At 58.5% G+C, this 23,365-nt stretch carries 21 protein-coding genes and 1 pseudogene; 17 read left to right on the top strand and 5 right to left on the bottom strand.

Annotation, left to right across the window (positions count from 1 at the left end; all coding sequences use genetic code 11):
- Positions 1 to 64: 64 nt before the first annotated feature.
- The 10 genes from DW003_RS02225 (at position 65) to DW003_RS02180 (ending at position 9,332) form a co-directional block, all read left to right on the top strand.
- A complete protein-coding gene (locus DW003_RS02225) occupies positions 65 to 1,078 on the top strand; it encodes a 2-keto-3-deoxygluconate permease (protein WP_117564719.1) in 1,014 nt (337 codons plus the stop codon).
- 470 nt (positions 1,079 to 1,548) lie between these two features.
- Positions 1,549 to 3,600, top strand: a complete 2,052-nt coding sequence (pflB, locus tag DW003_RS02220) for a formate C-acetyltransferase (RefSeq protein WP_117758359.1) — start codon at positions 1,549 to 1,551, stop codon at positions 3,598 to 3,600.
- An 85-nt stretch (positions 3,601 to 3,685) separates the two neighbouring features.
- The gene (gene grcA3 / locus DW003_RS02215) at positions 3,686 to 3,937 is read left to right on the top strand and encodes an autonomous glycyl radical cofactor GrcA3 (protein WP_055252439.1); all 252 of its coding nucleotides are present in this window, start codon (positions 3,686 to 3,688) and stop codon (positions 3,935 to 3,937) included.
- 436 nt (positions 3,938 to 4,373) lie between these two features.
- Complete coding sequence (locus DW003_RS02210) at positions 4,374 to 5,228, top strand: DegV family protein (RefSeq protein WP_117736115.1); 855 nt, start codon at positions 4,374 to 4,376, stop codon at positions 5,226 to 5,228.
- A gap of 175 nt (positions 5,229 to 5,403) precedes the next feature.
- Positions 5,404 to 6,222, top strand: coding sequence for a pyruvate formate-lyase-activating protein (gene pflA / locus DW003_RS02205; protein WP_117716956.1), 819 nt, complete (start codon positions 5,404 to 5,406; stop codon positions 6,220 to 6,222).
- Positions 6,223 to 6,253: 31 nt separating this feature from the next.
- Entirely contained in the window at positions 6,254 to 6,442 is a 189-nt protein-coding gene (locus DW003_RS02200; RefSeq protein WP_118387270.1) for a hypothetical protein, read from the top strand.
- Positions 6,443 to 6,520: 78 nt separating this feature from the next.
- Entirely contained in the window at positions 6,521 to 7,261 is a 741-nt protein-coding gene (gene mtnN / locus DW003_RS02195; RefSeq protein WP_118387268.1) for a 5'-methylthioadenosine/S-adenosylhomocysteine nucleosidase, read from the top strand.
- A 38-nt stretch (positions 7,262 to 7,299) separates the two neighbouring features.
- Positions 7,300 to 7,890, top strand: a complete 591-nt coding sequence (gene yihA, locus DW003_RS02190) for a ribosome biogenesis GTP-binding protein YihA/YsxC (protein WP_055252447.1) — start codon at positions 7,300 to 7,302, stop codon at positions 7,888 to 7,890.
- Positions 7,891 to 7,984: 94 nt separating this feature from the next.
- Positions 7,985 to 8,668, top strand: coding sequence for a DUF3990 domain-containing protein (locus tag DW003_RS02185; protein WP_117564732.1), 684 nt, complete (start codon positions 7,985 to 7,987; stop codon positions 8,666 to 8,668).
- Between the two features lie 31 nt (positions 8,669 to 8,699).
- The gene (locus tag DW003_RS02180) at positions 8,700 to 9,332 is read left to right on the top strand and encodes a helix-turn-helix transcriptional regulator (protein ID WP_118387358.1); all 633 of its coding nucleotides are present in this window, start codon (positions 8,700 to 8,702) and stop codon (positions 9,330 to 9,332) included.
- Positions 9,333 to 9,620: 288 nt separating this feature from the next.
- On the opposite strand, the gene thrB is transcribed toward DW003_RS02180, so the two are convergent.
- Together thrB and thrC are read right to left on the bottom strand one after the other, a co-directional pair.
- Positions 9,621 to 10,502, bottom strand: coding sequence for a homoserine kinase (gene thrB / locus DW003_RS02175; RefSeq protein WP_118387266.1), 882 nt, complete (start codon positions 10,500 to 10,502; stop codon positions 9,621 to 9,623).
- Between the two features lie 201 nt (positions 10,503 to 10,703).
- Positions 10,704 to 12,221 carry a threonine synthase gene (gene thrC, locus DW003_RS02170; RefSeq protein WP_118387264.1) on the bottom strand — a complete coding sequence of 506 codons (1,518 nt, stop codon included), beginning with the start codon at positions 12,219 to 12,221 and terminating at the stop codon, positions 10,704 to 10,706.
- A 104-nt stretch (positions 12,222 to 12,325) separates the two neighbouring features.
- On the opposite strand from thrC, the gene DW003_RS02165 reads away from it, so the two are divergent.
- The 5 genes from DW003_RS02165 (at position 12,326) to DW003_RS02145 (ending at position 17,652) form a co-directional block, all read left to right on the top strand.
- A complete protein-coding gene (locus DW003_RS02165; RefSeq protein WP_118387262.1) occupies positions 12,326 to 13,714 on the top strand; it encodes an aspartate kinase in 1,389 nt (462 codons plus the stop codon).
- Positions 13,715 to 13,886: 172 nt separating this feature from the next.
- Positions 13,887 to 14,912 carry an aspartate-semialdehyde dehydrogenase gene (locus DW003_RS02160; RefSeq protein WP_118387260.1) on the top strand — a complete coding sequence of 342 codons (1,026 nt, stop codon included), beginning with the start codon at positions 13,887 to 13,889 and terminating at the stop codon, positions 14,910 to 14,912.
- Between the two features lie 644 nt (positions 14,913 to 15,556).
- Positions 15,557 to 16,132, top strand: coding sequence for a methylated-DNA--[protein]-cysteine S-methyltransferase (locus tag DW003_RS02155; RefSeq protein ID WP_233508860.1), 576 nt, complete (start codon positions 15,557 to 15,559; stop codon positions 16,130 to 16,132).
- A 196-nt stretch (positions 16,133 to 16,328) separates the two neighbouring features.
- Positions 16,329 to 16,829: a cell wall metabolism sensor histidine kinase WalK gene (locus DW003_RS02150; RefSeq protein ID WP_118387258.1), complete on the top strand. Its 501-nt coding sequence runs from the start codon at positions 16,329 to 16,331 to the stop codon at positions 16,827 to 16,829.
- Positions 16,830 to 16,977: 148 nt separating this feature from the next.
- Positions 16,978 to 17,652: a TIGR00266 family protein gene (locus tag DW003_RS02145; RefSeq protein WP_117629922.1), complete on the top strand. Its 675-nt coding sequence runs from the start codon at positions 16,978 to 16,980 to the stop codon at positions 17,650 to 17,652.
- A gap of 162 nt (positions 17,653 to 17,814) precedes the next feature.
- Here DW003_RS02145 and DW003_RS10130 read toward each other — a convergent pair.
- Positions 17,815 to 17,955, bottom strand: a pseudogene (locus DW003_RS10130) (hypothetical protein); the annotation flags it as partial.
- Between the two features lie 109 nt (positions 17,956 to 18,064).
- Here DW003_RS10130 and DW003_RS02135 point away from each other — a divergent pair.
- Positions 18,065 to 18,766 (top strand): ABC transporter ATP-binding protein, encoded by a 702-nt coding sequence (locus DW003_RS02135; protein ID WP_117758371.1) that lies wholly within the window; start codon positions 18,065 to 18,067, stop codon positions 18,764 to 18,766.
- A 5-nt stretch (positions 18,767 to 18,771) separates the two neighbouring features.
- Entirely contained in the window at positions 18,772 to 21,537 is a 2,766-nt protein-coding gene (locus DW003_RS02130) for an FtsX-like permease family protein (RefSeq protein WP_233545453.1), read from the top strand.
- Positions 21,538 to 21,596: 59 nt separating this feature from the next.
- Here DW003_RS02130 and DW003_RS02125 read toward each other — a convergent pair whose 3' ends face one another.
- The gene (locus DW003_RS02125) at positions 21,597 to 21,971 is read right to left on the bottom strand and encodes a multidrug transporter (protein ID WP_187361875.1); all 375 of its coding nucleotides are present in this window, start codon (positions 21,969 to 21,971) and stop codon (positions 21,597 to 21,599) included.
- A 444-nt stretch (positions 21,972 to 22,415) separates the two neighbouring features.
- Positions 22,416 to 23,354 carry a helix-turn-helix transcriptional regulator gene (locus DW003_RS02120; protein ID WP_118387256.1) on the bottom strand — a complete coding sequence of 313 codons (939 nt, stop codon included), beginning with the start codon at positions 23,352 to 23,354 and terminating at the stop codon, positions 22,416 to 22,418.
- Between the last annotated feature and the right edge of the window lie 11 nt (positions 23,355 to 23,365).

Below are 23,365 nucleotides of genomic sequence, written 5' to 3'. Positions count from 1 at the left end.
CGTCGCCTTCTTTCTGACAAAGGCGCGTGCGGCTACGATTCGCATGCATCCAAAGGAGATATATATGAGTGAATCGACTGCGGTGGAGGCGCCGGCGGCAAAGGAGCCGTTCTTTAAGATGTCCTCCATCCCGGGTGCCAATATTTTGGTGCCGCTTTTGTTGGGCTGCCTGCTCAACACGCTGTTCCCCGATCTGTTCAAAACGCTCGGCAGCTTTACGCTCGGCATGACCCAGCAGGGCGCAGGCCCGCTTGTTGGCGCTTTTTTGCTCATCGTCGGTACGACGATTTCGTTTAAGAGCGCTCCTGCCGCCGCTGCCCGCGGCGCCATCATCATCGCCGTCAAGCAGATCGTGGTCGTTGCCGTGTCGCTGCTCATCCTTTATGTATTCAACGACAACCTGTTTGGCATCTCTGCCATGGTGATGCTGGCCGCTTGCACCGGCGCCAACAACGCTATGTACGCTGGTCTGATGGGCACCATGGGCAATGAGGCCGAGCGTGGCGCCGTCGCCATCACCACGCTGGTTGTCGGCCCTCCGGTCACGATGATCGTGCTCGGCGCTGCCGGTCAGGCTCCGATCGGCTGGTCGCTCGTGGGCGCCATCCTGCCGATCGTCGTCGGCATTATCCTGGGTAACCTCTTCCCCAGCTTTAAGAAGATGATGGCACCGGCACTTTCCGCCATCATCGTGCTCGTCTTCTTTGCCATGGGATCGACCATGACCTTTGGCCAGCTTATCAACGGTGGTCTTCCCGGCATCCTGCTCGGCGTGATCTGCTCGGTGGTCTTTGCAATTCCCGTCATCGCGGTCGATAAGCTCACGGGCGGTACGGGTGTCGCAGGTGCGGCCATTTCGAGCTGCGCCGGAGCCAATGTGGCCACGCCTGCTGCCATGGCAAGCGTCAACGAGGCCATGTACGGCGGCGCGGTGCTCGCGACGGCTACGGCGCAGGTCGCAGCATGTGCTATCGTGACGGCCATTTTGACCCCGCTGGTCACCAGCTGGTGCTACAAGCATTTTGAGGGCCAGGGCCACAGCAAGGCAACGACCGACAAAGCCGCCGCAGCCGCCTAATGCCAAGCGGCAATCAAAGCTAAATAACTAGCCATGCCACAGGGCGGCCCCGGGGGAAATCCCGTGGCCGCCCTGTAGTTTCTGTGGGGTCTCTGGGGTACTTTACCCTGCTAAAGCTGGCATAACAGCTAGAGTGAAGGACGTATAAAGGCAAGGGGAAATATCAAATAATTCGGTGAACGGTAGATGATGACGGGCGCGTTTCCTGCGGATTTGTTGAAAACGCTCTCATGACACAAAAAAAGGAACATATAACAGCCCTGATGAAGGGGGTGGCTATGTTATCCTTCACTAACGGGTGAAATCTTGGGTTTAGGGTTGCAAGACCAAGGTGAATAAACGTTTTTCCCTGCGCTAACGCGCGACGGAAGGCGAATGAAGCCGGTCATGCAGGTCTAACATTCAAGAATTCAATAAGCAGCGGTGTGAGAGTGCGCCGCATTACACGTAACTAGGAGCGTGGTTACACAATGCAGGAGGCATGGGAAGGCTTCAAGGAAGGCATCTGGACGGGAGAGGTTGACGTCCGAGACTTCATCCAGAAGAACTACACCCCCTACGAGGGCGACGAGTCGTTCCTCGCCGGCCCGACCGAGCGTACCAAGGAGCTGTGGGGCGAGGTTCTCGACCTGCTGCTCAAGGAGCGCGAGCAGGGCGGCGTCCTCGATATGGACACCAAGACCGTCACGGGTATCGTGAGCCACCCCGCTGGCTACATCGATAACGCCCATCGCGACAAGGAGACCATCGTCGGCCTCCAGACCGACAAGCCGCTCAAGCGCGCGCTGCACGTCAACGGCGGTATCCGCATCGCTTGCCAGGCTGCCAGCCAGCACGGCTACAAGATCGACGAGAACGTTGTCGAGCGCTACACCTTCGAGCGCAAGACCCACAACGCCGGCGTCTTCGATGTCTACACCCCCGAGATGCGCGCCTGCCGTTCGGCCCACATCATCACCGGTCTGCCCGATGGCTATGGCCGCGGCCGCATCATCGGCGACTACCGTCGTGTCGCCCTGTACGGTGTCGACTACCTGATCAAGGACAAGGAGGCCCAGAAGGCTTCCACCCCGACGGTCATGACCGCCGACAACATCCGCGATCGTGAGGAGCTGCAGGAGCAGATCCGCGCCCTCGGCGAGCTCAAGATGATGGCCGAGACCTATGGTTTCGACATTTCCAACCCTGCTACCAACACGCAGGAGGCCATCCAGTGGATGTACTTCGCCTACCTCGCTTCCGTCAAGGAGCAGAACGGCGCCGCTATGTCCATCGGCCGTACCTCCACGTTCATCGACATCTACGCTGAGCGCGACCTTGCCAACGGTACCTTCACCGAGGAGCAGATCCAGGAGTTCGTGGATCACTTCATCATGAAGCTCCGCATGGTCAAGTTTGCCCGTACCCCCGAGTACCAGGCCCTGTTTACCGGCGATCCGCAGTGGGTCACCGAGTCCATCGGCGGCATGGGTGTTGACGGCCGTACGCTCGTTACCAAGATGAGCTACCGCTACCTGCACACGCTCGAGAACATGGGCACCAGCCCCGAGCCCAACATGACCGTTCTGTGGTCGACCCGTCTGCCCGAGAACTTCAAGAAGTTCTGCGCCAAGACTTCTGTTGCCAGCTCCTCGATCCAGTACGAGAACGACGACCTCATGCGCGTCTACCACGGCGACGACTACGGCATTGCCTGCTGTGTGTCCTCCATGCGCATCGGCAAGGAGATGCAGTTCTTCGGCGCCCGTGCCAACCTGGCCAAGTGCCTGCTGTACGCACTCAACGGCGGTGTTGACGAGGTCTCCAAGAAGCAGGTCGGCCCCAAGTATCGCGCCGTCGAGGGCGATACGCTCGATTACGACGACGTTGTGGCCAAGTACAACGACATGATGAAGTGGCTCGCTGGCGTGTACGTCAACTCGCTGAACATCATCCACTACATGCACGACAAGTATTGCTACGAGCGCATCCAGATGGCTCTGCACGACAAGCACGTGCACCGCTGGTTCGCTACGGGCATTGCTGGCCTTTCCGTCGTGGCTGACTCCCTGTCCGCCATCAAGTACGCCAAGGTCCACCCCGTCCGCGACGAGAACGGCATCATTGTCGACTTCGAGACCGAGGGCGAGTTCCCCAAGTACGGTAACGACGACGACCGCGTCGACCAGATCGCTCACGACGTTGTGCACCAGTTCATGGAGTACATCCGCATGAACGACACCTACCGCAACTCCGTGCCCACGACCTCGGTTCTGACCATCACCTCCAACGTCGTGTACGGCAAGAAGACCGGTTCTACGCCTGATGGCCGCAAGGCTGGCCAGCCCTTCGCCCCGGGTGCTAACCCCATGCACAAGCGCGATAGCCACGGCGCCATCGCTTCGCTGTCTTCGGTTTCCAAGCTCCCGTTCCGCGATGCTCAGGACGGCATCTCCAACACCTTCTCCATCATCCCGGGCGCGCTCGGCAAGGAGGACCAGGTGTTCTTTGGCGATATCGACCTTGATCAGCTGGGCGAGTAACTATTGTTAGTGCTATACTAACAATAACGATTACTGATTAGCGTGCCGGTTTCGGCCGGCGCCTATTAATCGAAGGAGACACATTATGAAGGTTTCTGAAGTTTCCGAGACTCAGGCCGATAACCTGGTCCACATGCTCGACGCTTACGCCGAGAAGGGTGGCCACCACCTGAACATCAACGTCTTCAACCGTGAGACGCTGCTTGACGCTCAGGCTCACCCCGAGAAGTACCCGCAGCTGACCATCCGCGTTTCCGGCTATGCCGTGAACTTCCACACGCTCACCAAGGAGCAGCAGGACGAGGTCATTTCGCGTACCTTCCACAACAAGTTCTAAAGGGGTTTAACTCCCGCAGGATCGCCGGGGCTGTTTGAGCTACCTCCCAAAACGTCCTCGGACATGCAAGAAGCCCTCGCTGCGCACTTTGTGCGGCGAGGGCTTCTTGCGTCCTGCGGAATATTTTGGGAGGTAGCTCAAACAGCCCCGGCGGGGTCCTGTGTAGTCACCCTTTAGGCGGAACTCTCCTAATGGGTTGAGCGTTCTGGATTCTTGCTTGCTACCGTTTATCGCATATAGCTACCGTTTGCGGAGTAAGTAACACTCATTACCAAACCGTGTAGAATCTCATGCAAGCACGGAGTATTTCAGGGAGACGCTGTCCTTTGTTGTGGCGAAGGGCGGCGTCTCTCTGGTGCTTGGGAGTCGTTGTTCAATTGGGCGACGGGCGTGCGCGCGTAATAAATAACCAACGTCGAGATGGGTCGTGATGATAATGGGCAAGTACGTAATCGTGGTTGAGTCTGGTTCGGATGTGACACCGGAGCTCTGCGAGCGCTATGGCATCGTGCGTGTGCCCATGCATGTCACGATTGGTGACGAGACCGTCGAGGACGGCTCGATCGATCCGCTTGAGATTTATTCGCGCTGCAACGAGTTTGGCGTGATGCCCAAGACCAGTGGCTGCGCGCCTGCGGATTTTGCTCACGTGTACGACCGCATCCATGCCGAGCAGCCCGACGCGACCATTTTGCATCTCGCATATTCCGAGGCCACGACCTGCTCGCATCAGTCCTCCAAGATTGCAGCTAAGGGCCGCGACTACGTCTTCTCTATGGACACGCGTTTTGTTTCGGTTGGCCAGTCGCTCGTTGCCGTCGAGACCGCCAAATACATCGAGGCTCACCCCGATGCCACCGTCGATGAGATTTTTGCTTTTACGAACTCCGTCATGGACCGCGTGCTGCTGGGCTTTGTTCCTACCGACCTTGCCTTCCTTAAGGCGGGCGGTCGCTTGTCTAACGCCGCGTTCCTGGGCGCTCATCTGCTCAAGATTAAGCCCTGCATTGAGGTGACGGGTGGCAAGTTCGTGGCGACCAAGAAGCTCCGCGGCTCCATGCTCAAATGCGCCCGTGCCTTTATTGACCACATGGTTGCCAAGGGCGATATTGATTACTCGCACATTGGCTTGGCGTATTCGGTGGGCCTTTCCCAGGAGCTGCGCGACGACATGGAAGTCTATGCGCACGACCTGGGCTTTGAGGACGTTACCTGGACGCAGGTTGGCGGCGTCATCTCGAGCCATTGCGGCCCGACCGCCTTCGGCGCGGTGCTCACGCTTAAGGCGTAAAGGCCGCAGGCGAGCGTTCTCCAGCCTGACATCTCGACGTAGCCCCCCAGCCATGGTGATGGGGGATAGATTAAAACGTGCCGTTCTAGTCCGAGACGTTTAAACGCAAACGCATGGGCTAGAATGGCTCTGGCATTTTAATTGGTTGCATCCAAGGAGAGGCAAGGTAGCGCGAATGGCAGAAATGACGCTTGAGGGTGTGGACGCTCGTCCCGAGGACTCTGCGTATGCCCTGGGTCGCGTGCATTCGATCGAGACGATGGGAACGGTCGACGGACCCGGCATCCGCTTTGTGGTGTTTGTTCAGGGCTGTCCCATGCGCTGCGCGTATTGCCACAATCCCGATACCTGGTCTGTTAACGGCGGCACGATGGTGACCGTCGAGCATCTCATGGACGAGTTCCAGAGCAACCATGAGTTCTACCGTAGCGGCGGCATTACCGTTTCGGGTGGCGAACCGCTCCTGCAGCCCGAGTTTTTGGCCGACCTGTTCCGTGCAATGCACAACAATCCCGATGGCCGTGTGCATACCTGCCTAGATAGCTGTGGCTATGCATTTGATCCCAAGCATCCGGAGAAGTTCGATGCTGTTCTCAACGAGACCGATATGGTGCTGCTCGACATCAAGCATGCCGATCCGGTTGAGCATAAAAAGCTGACCGGTTGCGATCCTGCGCGCATCCTGGCGTTTGGCGATGAGCTTGCCCATCGCAAGATTAAGGTTGTTATTCGCCATGTGGTGGTGCCGGGTATCACCGACACGGCGGAGGAATGCGAGAAGCTCGGTCGCCTGATCGCTCCATGGCACAACGTGGTGGGCCTGGAAATGCTGCCGTATCACACGATGGGTGTCGTCAAGTACGAGCAACTGGGTATTCCCTATAAGCTCGAGGGCGTGCCCCAGATGGATACCGCGCGCATGCCCGAGCTGCGCAACGCCGTCATGGCCGGCATGAAAAAGCGCCGTGCGGAGCTCAGGTCGGCCATCGGCTAACAAGCCCGTCCCAAATTGACTACCCTTTAAGATGTGCAACAAGGCAGGCTGGATTAGCGAGGACGGTTACTATTCGACATGCGATGCGGGCCTTATCGACATCGATGGCCGTACCTATGTCATGAGCGTCATGACATCGATGCCGTGGAGCGACCGCTCGAGTGAGGTTACGGCCGTGATTGCAAAGGCGCTGTTTGATACGCGAGCTGCACTGGCTTAGCGTGTTCGTTTGGCGAGGTCAAACAAAATGCTGGTACCATACCGTGGTTGAGAATTTCGTATAGGTTTGGGGAATGGTATGGCTACCATCGCGATTATCGGTGCGCTCGAAAAAGAGATCATGCAGATTAAGGAAGAGCTGAGCGACGTTTGCGAGGCACGGGAGGCAGGCTTGACCGTTGTGAGCGGCGAGCTCGACGGCCTGACAGTTGTCGCCACAACGGCGGGCATGGGCACGGTGAACGCCGCCGCTGCAACACAGCACCTCATTAGCAAGTATGCTCCGCAGGCTGTTGTGTTTTCGGGCATTGCGGGCGGTTTGAACCCCAAGCTCCATATCGACGACGTGGTCATTGGCAAACGCCTGCGCTATCTGGATACCGATACCGCGCTTATCGCCGAGTCCGCACCGGGGCTTGAGGAGTTTGGTTCGACGCCCGCGCTGGTCGATATTGCCGTCGACGTGCTTGCTGAGCGTGGGTTCGTTGACGCTTCGACAAATGCAGTCGCTTCGAACGAGGGCACCAAACAGTTCTTGGTCGGCACGATTGCCACGGGTAACCGCTTTGTGACGGGCGCCGCCATGCGTAGCGACGCTATCGAAGCGACACATGCCGATTGTGTCGGCATGGAGGGCGCGGCGATTGCTCATGTCGCAACCAAAAATGGTGTCGATTGCCTGGTGTTGCGCGCTATCAGCGATAATTGTGACGAGGCGTACGATGCAATTTGCGACCGAGAGTTCGATCTGTTCGAGTACGCGCGTGTCGCAAGTAACATCACGCTCGATATCGTCCGCCGCATTGCCGCCGCGCAATAGCGCGCTCTTTTGTAAGAACCTACGACCAAGGAGTGTCCATGGCCGATTCCATTAACTACCAGCTTGCCAAGTTCGTCGCCAGCTACGGCAAGGTTTCGCAGATTCCCGAGTCCACCTGCCCCGAAGTGAGCTTTGTCGGCCGCTCCAATGTGGGCAAGTCGTCGATTATGAACAAGCTCTTTGGCCGCAAGAACCTGGTCAAGGTTTCGAGCACACCGGGCAAGACAAGCAACATCAATTTCTTCGAGGCCGACGACGTGCACTTCGTCGACCTGCCGGGCTATGGTTTCGCCCGTCGTTCTAAGGCCGAGCGCGACCGCTGGGCCGAGCTTATCGGCGACTTTTTCGACTCCGAGCGCAGCTTTAACTTGGTCGTCTCGCTGGTGGACATTCGTCACGACCCCAGCAAGCTCGATCATGACATGATCGACTACCTGCAGGGCAACGAGTTCAACTTTATCGTCTGCCTCACCAAAGCCGACAAGCTCAGCCGCACCCAGCAGGCCCGCCAGGCGGCAGCCATCAAAAAGCAGCTCAACGTCCCGGCCGAAAACGTAATCATCACAAGCTCCCAGACCGGCACCGGCATCGATGAACTCAAGCGCCGCATCGCCGAGGCCTGCCTCTAATCGAGCTGCAACCCCTCAAAAGCTCTTATCTATATCACCTCAGTGATAGTTATTGGTAAACTATCACTGTGGTGATATTTTTTAGGAGGCCGATATGGAGCTGTGGCACGGGTCGGAGGTTGTTGTCGAGCATCCGTCGCTGGATAGATGTAAGCAGTTCAACGACTATGGACGTGGGTTTTATTGCACGCCACATGAGGAAATGGCGATGGAATGGGCATGCCGGACCGAGTCCGATGGTATCGCGAATCGATATGAGCTCGATATGGATGGTCTCGCGGTCTTGGATTTGGAGTCCGGGGAGTTTTCAATTCTTAATTGGCTTGCGATTTTGGCCGACAACCGGGAGTTTAATGTCTCGACGCCGCTGGCACGCGAAGGACTTCGCTATCTGCTGGATAACTGCCTGATTGATATTTCTCCCTATGATGTTATTCGAGGCTATCGCGCCGACGATTCCTACTTTTCGTTTGCAAGACAGTTCGTTAACGGCATGATCTCGCTCAGGCAACTGCAACTCATTATGCGTTTGGGCGATTTGGGCATCCAATACGCTCTTATGAGTGAGCGCGCGTTCTCGGCGATCAGGTTCCGCGATTGGAAGCAGGCCTCGGGAGCTGAGTTTTATCCCAAACGATTTGAGCGAGAACAGAATGCTCGACGTAAGTATCTGGATACGATAAACGGATTTGACACCGAGGGTGTCGACATTAGGGATTTGATGGCAGGGAGGGTTGATTTAAATGATCCAAGAGTTAACGGATTGTGGGCCGAGTAGGACATATCCCGTCTATTACCTCGAGGACGCAATGAACAACCTAGGCGACTGCTTTGACTATGCCGTTAATGATTATGGAGCAGAGGGATCGGAAGTTGCTGAACTCTTTTGCCTCAGCGGCGTAGCTCGCGAGTTCGAACGCGGCAACGCATGGGTCGTATCGGGAAAATCGGGCGTTGAGCTGTTCGCGCTTATCGCTGAAAGATCGGGCTATCAAAACAGGCCTATACCGGACTGCACCTATCGATTTGAGAAGACGCCGGAATATTGGGCGGGCTGGATGCTGGCATACCTGCAGTGGCGTTTAGGGGAGTCTTTCGAAGATCTGCTGCATGTCGTTCCATTTGATGCGCTGCGCGGTCTGTACTATCCCTGGCATGAAGCCTCAGAGGAACGTGTGGCGCGTCTTATTTGCGATATGGCGAAGAAAACACCTCGTCAAACTAAACTGGCGCAAGCAAGAAAGAGGCTCAAGAAAACCCAACAAGACCTGGCATACGAATCGGGCGTATCACTCCGCTCAATCCAAATGTACGAGCAGCGCCAGAGAAACATCAATGAAGCTTCGGTTACAAGCGTAAGAGCCATAGCAAAAGCCCTCCACTGCAACATCGAAGACCTCCTAGAACCAGTCTTCGAATACAAAGAAACCAGCGCCGCCTAAACCAAGCACACAGCCGATGCCCGCCTCTAGGAAGTGCTCCAGCCTAGCAAGAGCCCCTACCAATAAAAAGCCAAACTATCAGCCCGGCGCCCTTTCAAAGCGTGGGTCCCTGTAGACATCGCCGGCAATGTTGTTGTAGGGCCGCCCAAGGGCGTCCCCTTAAAAACATTCCGCAGCACGAGGCCCGCTTATCCGCAGCTCCGAAGGAGCGGGATAAGCGGGCCTCAAGTGCGAGGACGTTTTTAAGGGGATGCCCCTGGGTGGCCCGGACAGACCGATCGGCGATGTCTACAGGTACTCGATTTGAGCGCCCTCGGTGTCGCACGTCAGAATGTGCGTGTCGCATTTGGGGAACTGCTCGCGCAGCTTGACCTGCAGGAACTTGGCTACGATAGTGTCATCGGTTACAGCCATAAGGGTCGAGCCGGAGCCACTGATCCAGATGGTCTTGGCGCCGCCGTTAAGGCAGGTGTCGCGCACAGCGTTGTAATCGGGAATCAGGCGGCGGCGATAGGGCTCCTGGATGCGGTCGTCGTTGGCGGCGGCAATCAGGTCAAGGTCGCCGGTCTCCAGGCCGCGCGTCATGCCGGCGATGCGGCCCATCTGCCACACGGCGGTGGAGAGTGGAATCTCCTGCGGCACAACCTTGCGAGCCTCGCTCGTATGCACCTCGTAGGGCGGAATCACAGTAATAAAACGAAGCTTGTCGCTCACCTCGTAGCGCAGGCACTGGGGGAGCGAATCGGTCGGCGTAAAGGAACAGACGGCGCCGCCCAGGATAGCGGGGGCGACGTTGTCGGGATGGCCCTCGACCTCGGTGGCGATGCGGACGAGCTCGGCGCGGTCGACGGTGTGGCCCGTCAGCGCGGCGGCTGCCATGATGCCCGCGACGACGCAGGTGGAGCTGGAACCCAGGCCGCGGGCGACGGGTACATCGGTCTGAATGTCGATAGCGACGGGAAAGGCCGGCTCGCCCCAAGCGGCCAGAGCATCGACAAAGCTCACATAGACCAGGTTGTTCTCGTTTTGGAACTCCTCGGGGCAGCCCGTGATGGTGAGCTTGTCGGTACGCTCGAAGGTGAAGTGCGAGTAGAGGCTGACGGCCATGCCGAGGGTGTCGTAGCCGATGCCTAGGTTGGCGCTGGTTGCTGGGACGGTGATTTTGATCATGTGGGTCCTCCTGGGCGGGTCTGGCCGTTTAGTTCGCTGCTCGGGCAGTCCTGGCTCGCTCGGAAAGCACATTAAGTGCTTTCCGGCTCGTGCGGAACTCGCGACGAACTAAACGGCCAGACCCGCTCGCATGCTCGTCATCATCCCGAAAGCTTAATAAAAAGAAGGTGCGCCGGCTTTCGCCGGCGCTTAATAAGGGGTTTAGTTGGTGCTCATTCGTTTTGCTGCAGACTCGACGTAGCTTGCCATCTCATCGACGTCGCAGACGTCTTCGAAGCGGACGGGCTTGGACTCGAGTTCGGCGAGCTGGGTCGGGGCGACCGTGTTGGTTGCCTGCTCGAGCACGCGCATAGCCTCAAAGTCGTCTTCGGGAACGTCGAGCCCCAGCGCGTCGCAGCAGGCGCGCGGGAACTTGTAGGGGCTGGCGGTCGAAAGCAGCACGCGGGCCTTGGCGCCCTCGGCGGGGGCGACCTTTTCAAAGACGTGATAGCCGCAAGCGGTGTGCGGGTCGATCACATAGCCGTTTGCATCCCAGCAGTTCTTGATGGCAGCGCGGACCTCGTCCTCGCTGGCCCAACCGCAGCCAAACACGCTCTGGATCTTTGCCAGCAGCTCGGCGGGCACCTCGTAGCGACCCGTCTGTGCCAGCTGCTCCATAAGGCCGGCTACGAGCTCGCAGTCGCCGTCGGATAAGAAGTAGAGCATGCGCTCCAGATTGGAGCTAATGAGAATGTCCATCGACGGCGAGATAGTCGTGAAGAACGGACGGTTGCGGTCGTAGACGCCGGTGGTCAGGAAGTCAGCGAGCACGTTGTTCTTGTCGCTCGCGACGATGAGCTTGGCGACGGGCAGACCCATGCGCTTGGCGTAGTAGCCGGCCAGGATATCGCCAAAGTTGCCAGTCGGCACGCAGAACTCAACGGCGTCGCCGGCCACAATGGCGCTGGCGCGCAGCAGCTGCGCATAGGCGGCAAAGTAGTAGACAACCTGCGGCACCAGGCGGCCGACGTTGATGGAGTTGGCGCTCGAAAGCACCGTGCCGGCGGCCTCCAAGCGCTCGGCAAGTTCCTTATCGGCAAAGATGCGCTTGACGGCACTCTGGGCGTCGTCGAAGTTACCGCGGATGCCGCAGACGGCGACGTTATCGCCCTCCTGTGTGGACATCTGCAGATTCTGCACGCGGCTGACTTTGCCTTCGGGATAAAAGACGGTGATGCCCGTCCCCGGAGCGTCGGCAAAACCGGCGAGTGCGGCCTTGCCGGTGTCGCCCGACGTGGCGGTGACGATCATGATGCGCTCGGCGCCGCCGTCCTTGGCGGAAGTACGGGCCATGAGGCGGGGGAGCATCTGCAAGGCGACGTCCTTGAAGGCGCTTGTGGGGCCGCCAAAGAGCTCCATCACATAGGTCTGAGGGGCGTCGGCGCCCGGTGCGGCATCGAGTTTGACGAGCGGCGTAACCTCTTCGCTCGCGAACGTGCCGCGGTATGCTTCGTCGACACACGCCGAAATTTCTTCGGTCGTGTAATCATTCAGTAACATTCCCAACACATCTTGAGCGATTTCAAAGTACGATTTATCTGCAAGCGAGCTGATATCGACCTGCTGGGTGCCGAGCTCGTCCGAGACAAACAAACCCCCGTCGGGAGCGATGCCAGTACGGATTGCCACCTTACTTGAGCACGATAAAGTGCGTCCTCGTGTACTATGATAAGTTCCCATATAACACTGCTCCTCGGATGCCTTGGTCCCAATCGGTGAAACCATGGTATCAGAGCGCGCAAAATAGGTTCGCAGAGGCTTTTTAGAAAGGTAACCTCCAGCCCATGATTAAGATTGCCAAGTTTGGCGGCTCGTCGGTCGCCGACGCCGAACACTTCAAGAAGATCAAGGCCATCGTCGATGCCGACCCGGCTCGCCGTTTTGTGGTGGTTTCCGCCTGCGGTCGCCGTTTTAAGGGCGACACCAAGGTGACCGACCTGCTCTACCTGGTCAATGCGCACGTTAAGTACCACGTGTCGTGTGAGGAGCTGCTCGAGGACATTGGCCAGCGCTATTTTGATATCGCTGACGAGCTGGAGCTCACCTATCCCATCCGTGAGGAGTTCGCGGCCTTTGCCGAGCGCGCCCGCTCCGGTGGCTACTCTACTGAGGAGCTCGTAAGCCGCGGCGAGTACTTTACCGCGCGCCTGATGGCTGAGTACCTGGGCCTACCGTTCCTGGACGCCGCGACGGTTGTGGCGTTCCATCACGACGGTACGCTCAGCATGAATCGCACCTCCGAGCTGGTGCAGGAGTACGGTCAGCAGGGCGGCTTTGTTATGCCCGGTTTCTACGGCGCGACGCGTGAGGGCCAGATCAAGCTGCTCGATCGTGGCGGCGGCGATATCTCGGGCTCGATCCTGGCCAAGTGCCTGGGCGCCGACCTGTATGAGAACTGGACTGACGTCTCGGGTTTCTATTCTGCCGATCCGCGTATTGTTCCCGAGGCCCAGCCCATTGCGCGCGTTACCTACGAGGAGCTACGCGAGCTTTCGTACATGGGCGCAAGCGTCCTGCACGAGGAGGCCGTGTTCCCCGTGCGCGAGGCGGGTATTCCGCTGGTCATCAAGAACACCAATGCGCCGCAGGACCCCGGCACCATCATTAGCGAGACGGCTGATGAAGGCGAGGCGGAGCCTATCATTACCGGCGTGACCGGCAAGCGCGGCTTTGTCGCCATCAACGTGGCCCGCGACCGCACCAAGCCCCGCGTCGGCTTTATGCGCCGCGCGCTTTCGGTTTTCGAGCGCTATGACGTTTCCGTTGAGCATATGCCCACCGGCGTCGATCGCTTTGGCGCCGTGGTGCAGGAGCAGGATGTGCGCGATTCGCTGTACTCGCTCGTGGGCGACATTCAGCAGGAGGTCGAGCCGCTCGAGATCGAGGTTGTTGAGGGCCTGGCGCTCATCGCGACCGTCGGCCGCAACTTGCGCGGCCGCGCCGGTATTTCCGGCCACCTGTTTGGCATGCTCGGCCAGGCCGGCGTGAGCGTGCGCATGATTTCGCAGAGCTGCGACGAGATCAACATCATTATCGGCGTGGAGGAGAAGGACTTCGATCTGGCGATCCAGACCATTTACCGCGCCTTCTCCGACGAGAACGGCATTGTGAAGGTCTCCGACCTGGAGGCTCCCGCGCCGGTCGATCCCGCCCTGTCCGCTCTCAAAAAGTAGCGACTGCTCGGTAGATTTTTGGGTCATGTCAAAAAATCTACGGCGGGGCGTTTCGTTTCGGTTTCGTTTCGACGGGGCGGGTTTCGTGCCTGCCCCGTTCTTGTATACACTGGCAACAATAATCGGCCTGCTTGGCGTGCGGGCGATAGCCACAACCTTTAAAGGGGGAAGCATGAAACAGTACACGGTTGCTATTTTGGGCGCGACGGGAGCCGTGGGCACCCAGATGCTCGAGTGCCTGAACGAGCAGGAGTTCCCGGTCGGCAAGCTCAAGCTGCTGGCGAGCGCACGCTCTGCGGGCAAGACCGTCGAGTTCCGCGGCGAGCAGGCTGTGATTGAGGAGGCTTGCCCCGAGGCTTTTGAGGGCTGCGACATCGTGCTCGGCGCTGCCGGCGACGATATCGCCAAGGAGCTGCTGCCCGAGGCCGTCAAGCGCGGCGCCGTCGTGGTCGACAACAGCCATGCCTTCCGTATGGATCCCGAGGTACCGCTGGTCGTGCCCGAGATTAATGCCGACGACATCAAGTGGCATCACGGTCTTATCGCCAATCCCAACTGCGCGACCATTATCGGCCTGGTTCCCACGTGGCCGCTGCATCAGTTCGCTGGCGTGAAGCGCATGATCGTCTCGACGTACCAGGCGGCTTCGGGCGCTGGTGCCCCCGGCATGGCCGAGCTTGAGGCCCAGCTGGCCGCCCTGGGCCGTGGCGAAGAGATTCCCGAGCCGCGCGCGTTTGCCGCCCAGCTGGCGAGCAACCTGATTCCGCAGATTGGCGGCGTCAAGGAAGAGGGCTTTACCTCCGAGGAGATGAAGCTGCAAAACGAGGGCCGCAAGATCATGCACCTGCCCGAGCTGCGCGTGAACTGCACCTGCGTGCGCGTGCCCGTGCTGCGCTCGCACTCCGAGAGCATTACGCTCGAGTTTGAGCGCGACATCACGGTGGAAGAGGCCCGTGCTGCGCTGGCTGCCGCTCCGGGCGTCAAGCTGGTTGACGACATGAGTGCCGAGGATGCGCACGATCGCTTCCCCATGCCGATGGACACCTCCGACCAGGACCTGATTTGGGTCGGTCGCGTACGCCGCGACATCTCGAACCCCGAGGCCGCACGTGGCATTACCTTCTGGTGCTGCGGCGACCAAATCCGTAAGGGCGCGGCAACCAACGCCGTCCAGATCGCTAAGCTGCTCTGCGAGTAGCGGTGGACCTGTCCGGCGGGGGCCGGGCTTGGTTTTCAGAACGTCCTCGACCATGTGTGGCGCCTTGTCCTGCTCCTTCGGAGCTGCGGACAAGGCGCCACACTGGTCTGCGGAATGTTCTGAAAACCAAGCCCGGCCCCCGCCTGCGGTGACTCGGCTGCGAGCGGCCTGCGATGGGGCCGTTGCTGGTTGGGGCCGCTGGGCTGATGTGGGGGCACGTGGTTGTTGCGGGCCCTAGTCCCGGCGGCGGCCTCGGCGCTTCGCGCCTGCTGCCTGGGGTGACTTTGGGCTTGGTGCGAATTGAGGTCTAATACTTTTCCCGTGAAGTGAACGACCTTATTTGGACCCCCGAAGCATTGGCATTTTTTGATTGCTATGTCCTGCGGTTTTGCAGCGCGAATCCTGCGGTTTTGCGGTCTAAAGGTGTGGATGCTCCGGGACTTCGTTTTTACTCGTTCACTTCTCGGGAAAGTATTAGAGCTCGGCTGACAGGGGTACCGCTCTGGTGTCGATGCCCTGCGTCTTTTTCGCTTGATTAGGGAAAACAGTCTCGCTTAAGTAATTGCGAGCCCGCCCAGACGTATCTGCGGGGTTGTCTGTACAATTCGCGGTATTATGTTGCGGAGTTTTGAAGGGAGCCGCTGGTGGTCACGACGACGTTTGCTTCGCCTTTGGGCGAAATCTTGCTTGCCGCTGATGGCCGCGGTCTGACGGGGCTTTGGTTTGAGGGGCAGGAGCACTTTGGTTCCACGCTTCTTAAAGAAAGCGCCGAATACGTTGAGGGCACCGATGCAGTTTCGGGTGCCGGGGGCATGCAGACGGTAAATCCGGCCAATGGCGCGGCTTCTTCGGTGCTAGAGCGTTCTTGGGCTTGGCTCAACGCCTATTTTGCGGGGCAGGAGCCTCGGTTTACGCCGCCGTTGCATTTGATTGGCACGGCGTTTCAGCGTGAGGTTTGGTTTGAGCTACTTTCAATTCCGCGTGGCGAGGTCGCTACGTATGGCGAGATCGCCCAGCGTGTTGCGGCTCGACATCGTGTGCCGGGAAATGAAGCGCCCGTTGTATCTCCTCGCGCGGTGGGGGCTGCGGTCGCTCGCAACCCTATTTCGATTATCGTGCCGTGCCATCGCGTGGTCGCGGCCGACGGATCGCTCAACGGATACGCCGGTGGACTGGATCGCAAGGAGTGGCTGCTGCGCCTCGAGGGTGCCTATCTATAAGCTGCAGGCGGCCGCAACGCCCATGCGGCAAGCGCGCTCGCTGTACGGGCGTTGTTTGCAGGGCGAGATGTGAAGCCGCCCGTTCCTTAAGTCCGACTAAGCTATAACCTTGCTTTTTTAAATATGCTCATCGACCTGCTAAGGCAGCACTAAGGCGAGTGCGGGTGCGCTATTATCGGCGCTCACGGAGCGCTTGGTGTTCTTGGCATGCATGGACGAGGGCTCGGCGGGCTTTACCATGGCGTCGATCGATCTTTCGGAGGCGGTGAACAAGGCGGCGGCGCCGTTTAAGTCGGTGGTGGTCTCAGGCGGTAAGCGCCTGTCGACGTCGATTGCGACCGGCGTGCGGACCCATTCCGATGCCGCGGCGGTGGCGCAGGTGGTTGAGTTGCTACTGGACAACGCCACGCGCTATGCGAGCGAGGGCAGCGTGATTGAGCTGAGCCTGTGCGCCGTTTCGCACGGCAAAGGCAAGGGCGCCGCCGAGCTTGTCGTATCGAACGCCGTGGACGAGCTGCCCGAGGGCGACCTGGACCGATTGTTCGATCGCTTCTATCGTGCGGATGCGTCGCGCAGCTCCAAGACGGGTGGCTCGGGCGTGGGCCTGTCCGTGGTGCGTGCCATCGCCGAGGCCCATGGAGGCGCCGCCACCGTATCCGGTCACGGCAACCAGATCACCTTCACCGTTTGCCTTTAAAACCTGCCAAAAAGGAACAGGTTTATTTTGGCAGGTTTTATCTGAGGAAACGTCCGCAGGAGAGGGCATGGGCGGTGTGAACATATGCATCTCTACCTGCTAAAATATAGGCATCGTTATTCGGCTCCTGAGTGGAAAGGAGACGGTCATGCAGTACGAGATCGGCGGAGGGGCTTTCCCGGTTGTTACGTGCAACCTTAGCGATGGCGAATCCATGATCACCGAAAGCGGCGCCATGGCTTGGATGACCCCCAACATGGAAATGTCTACCTCGGGCGGTGGCATCGGCAAGATGTTCTCCAAGGCTTTTTCGGGTGAGGCATTGTTCCAAAACATTTGGACCGCGCGTGGCGATGGCATGATCGCGTTTGGCTCCTGCTTCCCCGGCCGCATCGTGCCAATCGAGATCGGTCCGGGCAAGAGCTGGATTTTGCAGAAGCGTTCGTTCCTTGCCGCGGAAAGTGGCGTCGAGTTGAGCATTCACTTTAACAAGAAGGCAAAGGCCGGCGTCTTTGGCGGCGAGGGCTTTATCATGCAGAAGCTCACGGGCTCGGGTGTTGCTTTTGCCGAGATCGACGGCGACCTGGTTGAGTACGAGCTCGCTGCTGGCCAGCAGATGATTGTGGATACCGGCAACGTGGCCGGCTTTGAGGAGACCGTGAGCATCGACGCTCAAATGGTCAAGGGCGTCAAAAACATCATGTTTGGTGGCGAGGGCGTGTTCAACACCGTGCTCACCGGTCCCGGTCGCATCTGGTTGCAGACGATGCCCATTTCCAATCTTGCGGCAGCAGTGGCCTCGATGACCAACAACAATAACTAGTCCGCATAGGATAGCGCGCGGCGGGCTTACCCTGTCGCGCGCTTTTTTGCTGGCAAACGCCTCGCTTATAGAGTGTGGCTGCGCTGCTACAGCGAGCGTCGTCATCTCGTCACCCTGATAGCTTGCGGCAAGCGTGGCAATGAGGAGTGAGAATTTGAGTGCTCAGTCCCAAGGCATAATGGCGGCCATGCCAACAAGCAAAAACGAGTTGCCGGTGTCACGGAAAGGCAGGCGTCGGTCGATTCCACGTGAGACGGCTGTGCCGATCTGCACGGCCGCCCCTGCGCGTCCCGCGCTGCCCCCAAAGAGGTACGTTTCCCCATATAAAACCTGCCAAAATAAACCTGTCTCTTTTTGATAGGTGCGAAATGGGTAATACTAAAGAGTTATCCGACCAGATGGGAACCGATCGATGGCCTATATCGAATTTAAAGACGTCATCAAAGCATACGGCGAGGGCGATGCCCGCATTCACGCGCTCGACGGCGCGAGCTTTACCGTTGAGCGTGGCGAGCTTGCCATTATCTTGGGCGCTTCGGGCGCCGGTAAAACCACGGCGCTCAACATTCTGGGTGGCATGGATACGGCGACTTCCGGCACCGTGACGGTGGACGGGCGCGATGTGAGCTCCGCTAACGAGGCGCAGCTCGTGGAATACCGCCGCGCCGACGTCGGCTTTGTCTTCCAGTTCTACAATCTGGTCCCCAACCTGACGGCGCTCGAAAATGTTGAGCTTGCGGCGCAAATCTGCCCCGATTCGCTCGATGCCGAGCAAACGCTTTGCCAGGTTGGCCTGGGCGACCGCCTTGCTAACTTCCCCGCGCAGCTATCGGGCGGCGAGCAGCAGCGTGTGTCCATTGCCCGCGCGCTGGCCAAAAACCCCAAGCTGCTTCTATGCGACGAGCCCACGGGCGCCCTCGACTACAAAACCGGCAAGCAGATCTTGCAGCTGCTGCAGGACACCTGTCGCAAGCAGGGCATTACGGTCATTATCATCACCCACAACTCTGCGCTGGCGCCCATGGCCGATCGCCTGATCCGCTTTAAGAGCGGCCGCGTGGAGAGCGAGACGGTCCAGCAAAATCCCGTGTCTATCGAGACAATCGAGTGGTAGCGCCCATGGACCAGGACCGCCAAAACAGCCAAAACCACGATACGGAGCACGCGGGCCGCGACCGGGAGTTCGCGACCTACCGTACCGCCCAAAGCTCAAACGATATGGTGCCGATGGTATTTCGCCGTGGCATCTACCGCACAATCCGCGGCAGTCTTAAGCGCTTCCTATCTATCGTGGTCATCACCGCGCTCGGCGTGAGCGTGATGTGCGGCCTCAAGGCGGGTTGCGAGGATCTGTGCGATTCGGTCGACGCCTACTTCGACCAGCAAAATGTCTATGACATTAACGTGCAGTCGACCTATGGCCTGACTGACGATGATCTCGACGCCATCCAAGAGGTCGATGGCGTCGAAACGGCCGAGGGCATCTACGCCGAGACCGCCTACACCGCCGTGGGCACAACGCGCGAGCGCGTGGTCGTGCAAAGTCTCTCCAAGGAGAACATCGATCAGCCGGTGCTCGTGAACGGCGATTTGCCCGAGAGCGCCGATGAAGTCGCGGTGACTTCGAAGTTCCTGAAGGCTTCGGGCAAAAAGCTCGGCGATACGGTGAGTTTTGCCGCCAATGACGCGAGCTCGTCGAACCAAAGCGCCAAGGATCAGTTTGCCGCGGGCGATTACACCATTACGGCCGAGGTCCTCGATCCCACTGATGTGAGCTCCGACTCGACAGTCAACGCCTTTCGCGCTGCTTCGGCGGCGGACTATAAGTTCTATGTGAGCGAGGACGCCGCGATGTCGTCGTCCTATTCCGCAGTCCACGTAGTCGTCGAAGGAGCCAAGAGCCTCAACTCCTATTCGGATGCCTACGCGGCAAAGATCAACAAGGTCAAGGGCAATATAGAGAAGATCCGCGAGGAGCGTGAGAAGGCGCGCGCTCAGGAGCTGACAGTCGACACGCCGGCAAGCTTGGATGCGGCCGAGCGCCAGGCGAATATGCTCTTTGGGATTGAGCAGGACAACATCAATCGCATGGCCCAGGGCAGCGAGGAACGCGTCCAGGCTCAGGCCGACCTGGATCAGCGCCGCGCCGCCGCCGACCAGCAGTTTGCCGATGCCCGCGCCGAGCTTTCCGATTTGGGTGAATGCACGTGGTACATCCAGGACCGCGACAATATCGCAAGCTACTCAAGCGTGGAGAGCGATAGCTCGTCAATTGAGGCTATTGCGACGGTGTTCCCGTTCATCTTCTTTATCGTCGCCGTGCTCATCAGCCTCACCACCGCCACGCGTATGGTCGAGGAGGAGCGCACGCTCATTGGCCTGTACAAGGCGCTCGGCTACTCGCGCGAGCGCATCCTGTCCAAATACGTGGACTATGCGCTGTGGGCGTGCCTGATTGGCGGCGTGCTCGGCAATATCATCGGCTTTGTGGGCCTGCCGCTGTTCCTGTTTACGGTGTTCGACGACATGTACTCGCTGCCCCAGATGCTGCTTTCGTACGACATCGTGTCCTCGATCGTCTCGGTGGCGCTGTTTGCCGTGGGCGTGGTGGGCGCCACAATTATCGCCTGCCGCCACGAGATGGCCGAGACCCCGGCCTCGCTCATGCGCCCCAAGGCCCCGCGCGCCGGCTCGCGCATCCTACTTGAGCGCATCGGCTTTATCTGGCGCCGCATGGGCTTTTTGAACAAGGTGGCTGCGCGCAACCTGTTCCGTTACAAAAAGCGTGCCTTTATGACCATCTTTGGCATCGCGGGTTGCACCGCGCTTGTGATCTGCGGTATGGGTATTCGCGATACGTCGGTGGCGCTTTCGCCCAAACAGTACGGGCATATCACGCGTTATGACTTGCTGGCGGTCGCCAACCCCGATGACTTTACGCAGACGTGCGCGGCGTTGGATGAGCGCAGCGCGGCCAATGATTCCAACGTGACCGTGACTTCGACGCTGCCGATTATGACCGACAACGTCACCTTTACGTTTGGCGGCAAGAGCGAGACCGTGCAGCTGATCGTGGTGCCCGATGACCGCACGAACGACCTGGACGACTATGTGCGCCTCGAGGACGAGTCCAAAGAGCCGCTGTCTTTGCGTGACGGAGACGTGTATCTGAGTAAGAGCTCTCAGCTGGTGCTGGGGATCAAGCCGGGTGACACGGCTCACGTCCAGGATTCGTCGCTCAATGTTGCCAAGGTCAAAGTCAGCGACATCTCGCTCAACTATCTGGGCAATACGCTTTACATGACGCAGGGCACCTATGAGCGCGCGTTCGGTCGAAGCGCGCGCCTTAACGGCATCCTTGCGCTGCTTAAGGGTTCGTCGGCCGATCAGATTGCGTTTACCGACCGTCTTAAGAGCGATGGTTGGATTACGCTGTCGAGTACCGCCGAGCATTGGGAAAACTATGAGGCAAACTTTACGATTATCAATTCGGTCGTGGTGCTTGTGACCTTTATGGCGGCGTGCCTGTCGTTTGTGGTGGTATTTACGTTGTCTAACACCAACATCTCGGAGCGCGAGCGCGAGCTGGCGACTATCAAGGTGCTGGGCTTCCGTCGCGGCGAGGTGCACCACTACGTCAACAAGGAGACGTTAATCCTCACGGCGATTGGCGCCGCGTTGGGCGTGCCGCTGGGTAGCCTGCTGGCCGAGAGCTTTACGTACATCTTGCAGATGCCGTCATTGTACTTTGACGTTGAGGTCGAGCCGCTGAGCTACGTGCTGTCCGTTCTGCTGGCCTTTGCCTTTACGTTTATCGTCAACCTCGCTACCAATCGCACCCTCAATAAGATCGACATGGTCGGCGCCCTCAAGAGCGCCGAGTAACCTGCCAAAAAGGGACAGGTTTTTTGGCAGGTTTTATCTGGGCAAACGCCGGACAACCATTAGGTGGCCCGGCGTTTGCCCCGTTTTACTGGGGATGTCTGTCGTTCAGTGCTCTTACTGCCAATCCAGTGTTGCGCATAGCTCTTAATGTCCTCGGTAAAACCGTCAAGGTCGTCAAGGGTGATCACGCTGTCGATAAGCAAATTGGCTATCTCGCGGTGCATTGTGCTGCGGCGAATGTCGTTTGCAATTACGCCTGAGGACAGCTTGTCTCTATTGAGGCGCTCTTCTAGTGCCCAAAATCTACTGGACGCTTCACTGTCGCCGTTCAGTATCTCAACATACTGGCCGATGAGCTTTTCCATATAACGTTCTTGCCATTGAGGAAGCATTTTCTTAAACAGCTTCCAGTCGCTTTCGGCTACGTCGCGCATATGTCCTCCGCTCGTTAAACGGGCTTTTCCATTTGCCTTTCATTCTATTTGGTTTTCGCTCGCAGGCGTGGATGAGAGACTCTCTTTGGCCTTCGAGATTGGGCTTGTATGGGTCGTATGCCACAAAATGGGCCTATCTACTACGTTTGCTACCACACCCTCGACCGTGACAAAGATTATGAAATTAAAACCGCAGGTAGATGGCTTGCCAGTTTTCGGAAAAGGCGGGTATGGTCGGCCCTCTCGAGTTAAACGTAGTAAATAGGCCCTTTTCTTGGCGCGCGGTCAGCTCAATGCTAATCTCCGTGCCGGAACTGACCCAGTTGTTTGTAAGTTGCGGTGATATACGGACTGTTTGGCGCTTTGGAGCTTCAAAACAGTCCCTATCTCACCGCAACTTAGGAGAAGGGCGGGGGCGGTTGGGTGCTGGTGGGTCGGAGCGTGTTAGGCCTGTTTGCGGTGCTTCCATTGTTTGCGACACCAGCGCATGAGCGCCTTTACGATGGGAATCGTGATGAGGATGATCCATGCAGGATGGGGCTGTCCCAAACAGAGCCACATGTAGAGGAACCAAGCGATGGCGGCTGCCGGGTAGATGACCTCGATCAGCTTAGACAGGTGGCGTTGGTCGATAAAGTCGCCAATCGCGTAGTAGACGGGAACCAAAAAGACGAGGAAAAGCCCCATGCCCCATGTGCCGTAGACAATGCCGAGCACCAAATAGGCGAGGGCGACAAGCGCGGGGAAGGGGAATTTGTTCCATGCACGTCCGACCTTGGTGTGGAAATGCTTGCCATGATGGTCGAGCTTGTCGTGTGCTTCCTTCCAGCTGGAAAACGTCTCGCCGTCGATGGTGACGGTGCCGTCGTCATTGGTGCGTACGCTATGTCCATCGTCCTCAAGCGTATCGATATGCACGCCGTCCGGCCCCACATGCACCTCTTCGCCCTTGCGCTCGTTGGTCACATGGATGCCGCTCCAACCAACATGGACTTCCTCGCCTTTATTGGGATCAATGACGTGGATACCGCGCGCGAGGGAAATATCGACAAGTGGCTTATCGCTGCAATCAGCGTGCTCAGTAGAAGCCTCAGCCTCTTCAGCCTTATCTGAAGCTTTGGTGCCGGCGTTGCTGTTCTGTGCCTCATCATCAGCCTGTGAGTCATCAGCGCTAGCCACCGCCTCCCCATATAACAGCTCGTCCAACGACACGTCATACAGCGCGGCGAGCGCAATGAGGTTATCGGTATCGGGTGAGGACTCGCTGCGCTCCCATTTACTAACAGCCTGGCGGCTTACGCCCAGCTGGGCAGCAAGCGCCTCCTGAGAAAGGCCGGCAGCTTTACGGCGATCGACGAGGCGCTGTGCCATCGCAAGATCCATGGTGGTTCCTT

It is taken from the genome of Collinsella sp. AF36-3AT (genome assembly GCF_003475205.1).
Taxonomy (GTDB): Bacteria; Actinomycetota; Coriobacteriia; order Coriobacteriales; family Coriobacteriaceae; genus Collinsella; species Collinsella aerofaciens_AF.
This window is presented reverse-complemented; position numbering and strand designations above follow the sequence as displayed.

What these genes read in the sequence shown, in the direction of transcription:
- DW003_RS02225 (WP_117564719.1), top strand. Translation starts at nt 65, where the DNA reads ATGAGTGAATCGACTGCGGTGGAGGCGCCGGCGGCAAAGGAGCCGTTC.
- pflB (WP_117758359.1), top strand. Translation starts at nt 1,549, where the DNA reads ATGCAGGAGGCATGGGAAGGCTTCAAGGAAGGCATCTGGACGGGAGAG.
- grcA3 (WP_055252439.1), top strand. Translation starts at nt 3,686, where the DNA reads ATGAAGGTTTCTGAAGTTTCCGAGACTCAGGCCGATAACCTGGTCCAC.
- DW003_RS02210 (WP_117736115.1), top strand. Translation starts at nt 4,374, where the DNA reads ATGGGCAAGTACGTAATCGTGGTTGAGTCTGGTTCGGATGTGACACCG.
- pflA (WP_117716956.1), top strand. Translation starts at nt 5,404, where the DNA reads ATGGCAGAAATGACGCTTGAGGGTGTGGACGCTCGTCCCGAGGACTCT.
- DW003_RS02200 (WP_118387270.1), top strand. Translation starts at nt 6,254, where the DNA reads ATGTGCAACAAGGCAGGCTGGATTAGCGAGGACGGTTACTATTCGACA.
- mtnN (WP_118387268.1), top strand. Translation starts at nt 6,521, where the DNA reads ATGGCTACCATCGCGATTATCGGTGCGCTCGAAAAAGAGATCATGCAG.
- yihA (WP_055252447.1), top strand. Translation starts at nt 7,300, where the DNA reads ATGGCCGATTCCATTAACTACCAGCTTGCCAAGTTCGTCGCCAGCTAC.
- DW003_RS02185 (WP_117564732.1), top strand. Translation starts at nt 7,985, where the DNA reads ATGGAGCTGTGGCACGGGTCGGAGGTTGTTGTCGAGCATCCGTCGCTG.
- DW003_RS02180 (WP_118387358.1), top strand. Translation starts at nt 8,700, where the DNA reads ATGAACAACCTAGGCGACTGCTTTGACTATGCCGTTAATGATTATGGA.
- thrB (WP_118387266.1), bottom strand. Translation starts at nt 10,502, where the DNA reads ATGATCAAAATCACCGTCCCAGCAACCAGCGCCAACCTAGGCATCGGC.
- thrC (WP_118387264.1), bottom strand. Translation starts at nt 12,221, where the DNA reads ATGGGAACTTATCATAGTACACGAGGACGCACTTTATCGTGCTCAAGT.
- DW003_RS02165 (WP_118387262.1), top strand. Translation starts at nt 12,326, where the DNA reads ATGATTAAGATTGCCAAGTTTGGCGGCTCGTCGGTCGCCGACGCCGAA.
- DW003_RS02160 (WP_118387260.1), top strand. Translation starts at nt 13,887, where the DNA reads ATGAAACAGTACACGGTTGCTATTTTGGGCGCGACGGGAGCCGTGGGC.
- DW003_RS02145 (WP_117629922.1), top strand. Translation starts at nt 16,978, where the DNA reads ATGCAGTACGAGATCGGCGGAGGGGCTTTCCCGGTTGTTACGTGCAAC.
- DW003_RS02135 (WP_117758371.1), top strand. Translation starts at nt 18,065, where the DNA reads ATGGCCTATATCGAATTTAAAGACGTCATCAAAGCATACGGCGAGGGC.
- DW003_RS02130 (WP_233545453.1), top strand. Translation starts at nt 18,772, where the DNA reads ATGGACCAGGACCGCCAAAACAGCCAAAACCACGATACGGAGCACGCG.
- DW003_RS02125 (WP_187361875.1), bottom strand. Translation starts at nt 21,971, where the DNA reads ATGCGCGACGTAGCCGAAAGCGACTGGAAGCTGTTTAAGAAAATGCTT.
- DW003_RS02120 (WP_118387256.1), bottom strand. Translation starts at nt 23,354, where the DNA reads ATGGATCTTGCGATGGCACAGCGCCTCGTCGATCGCCGTAAAGCTGCC.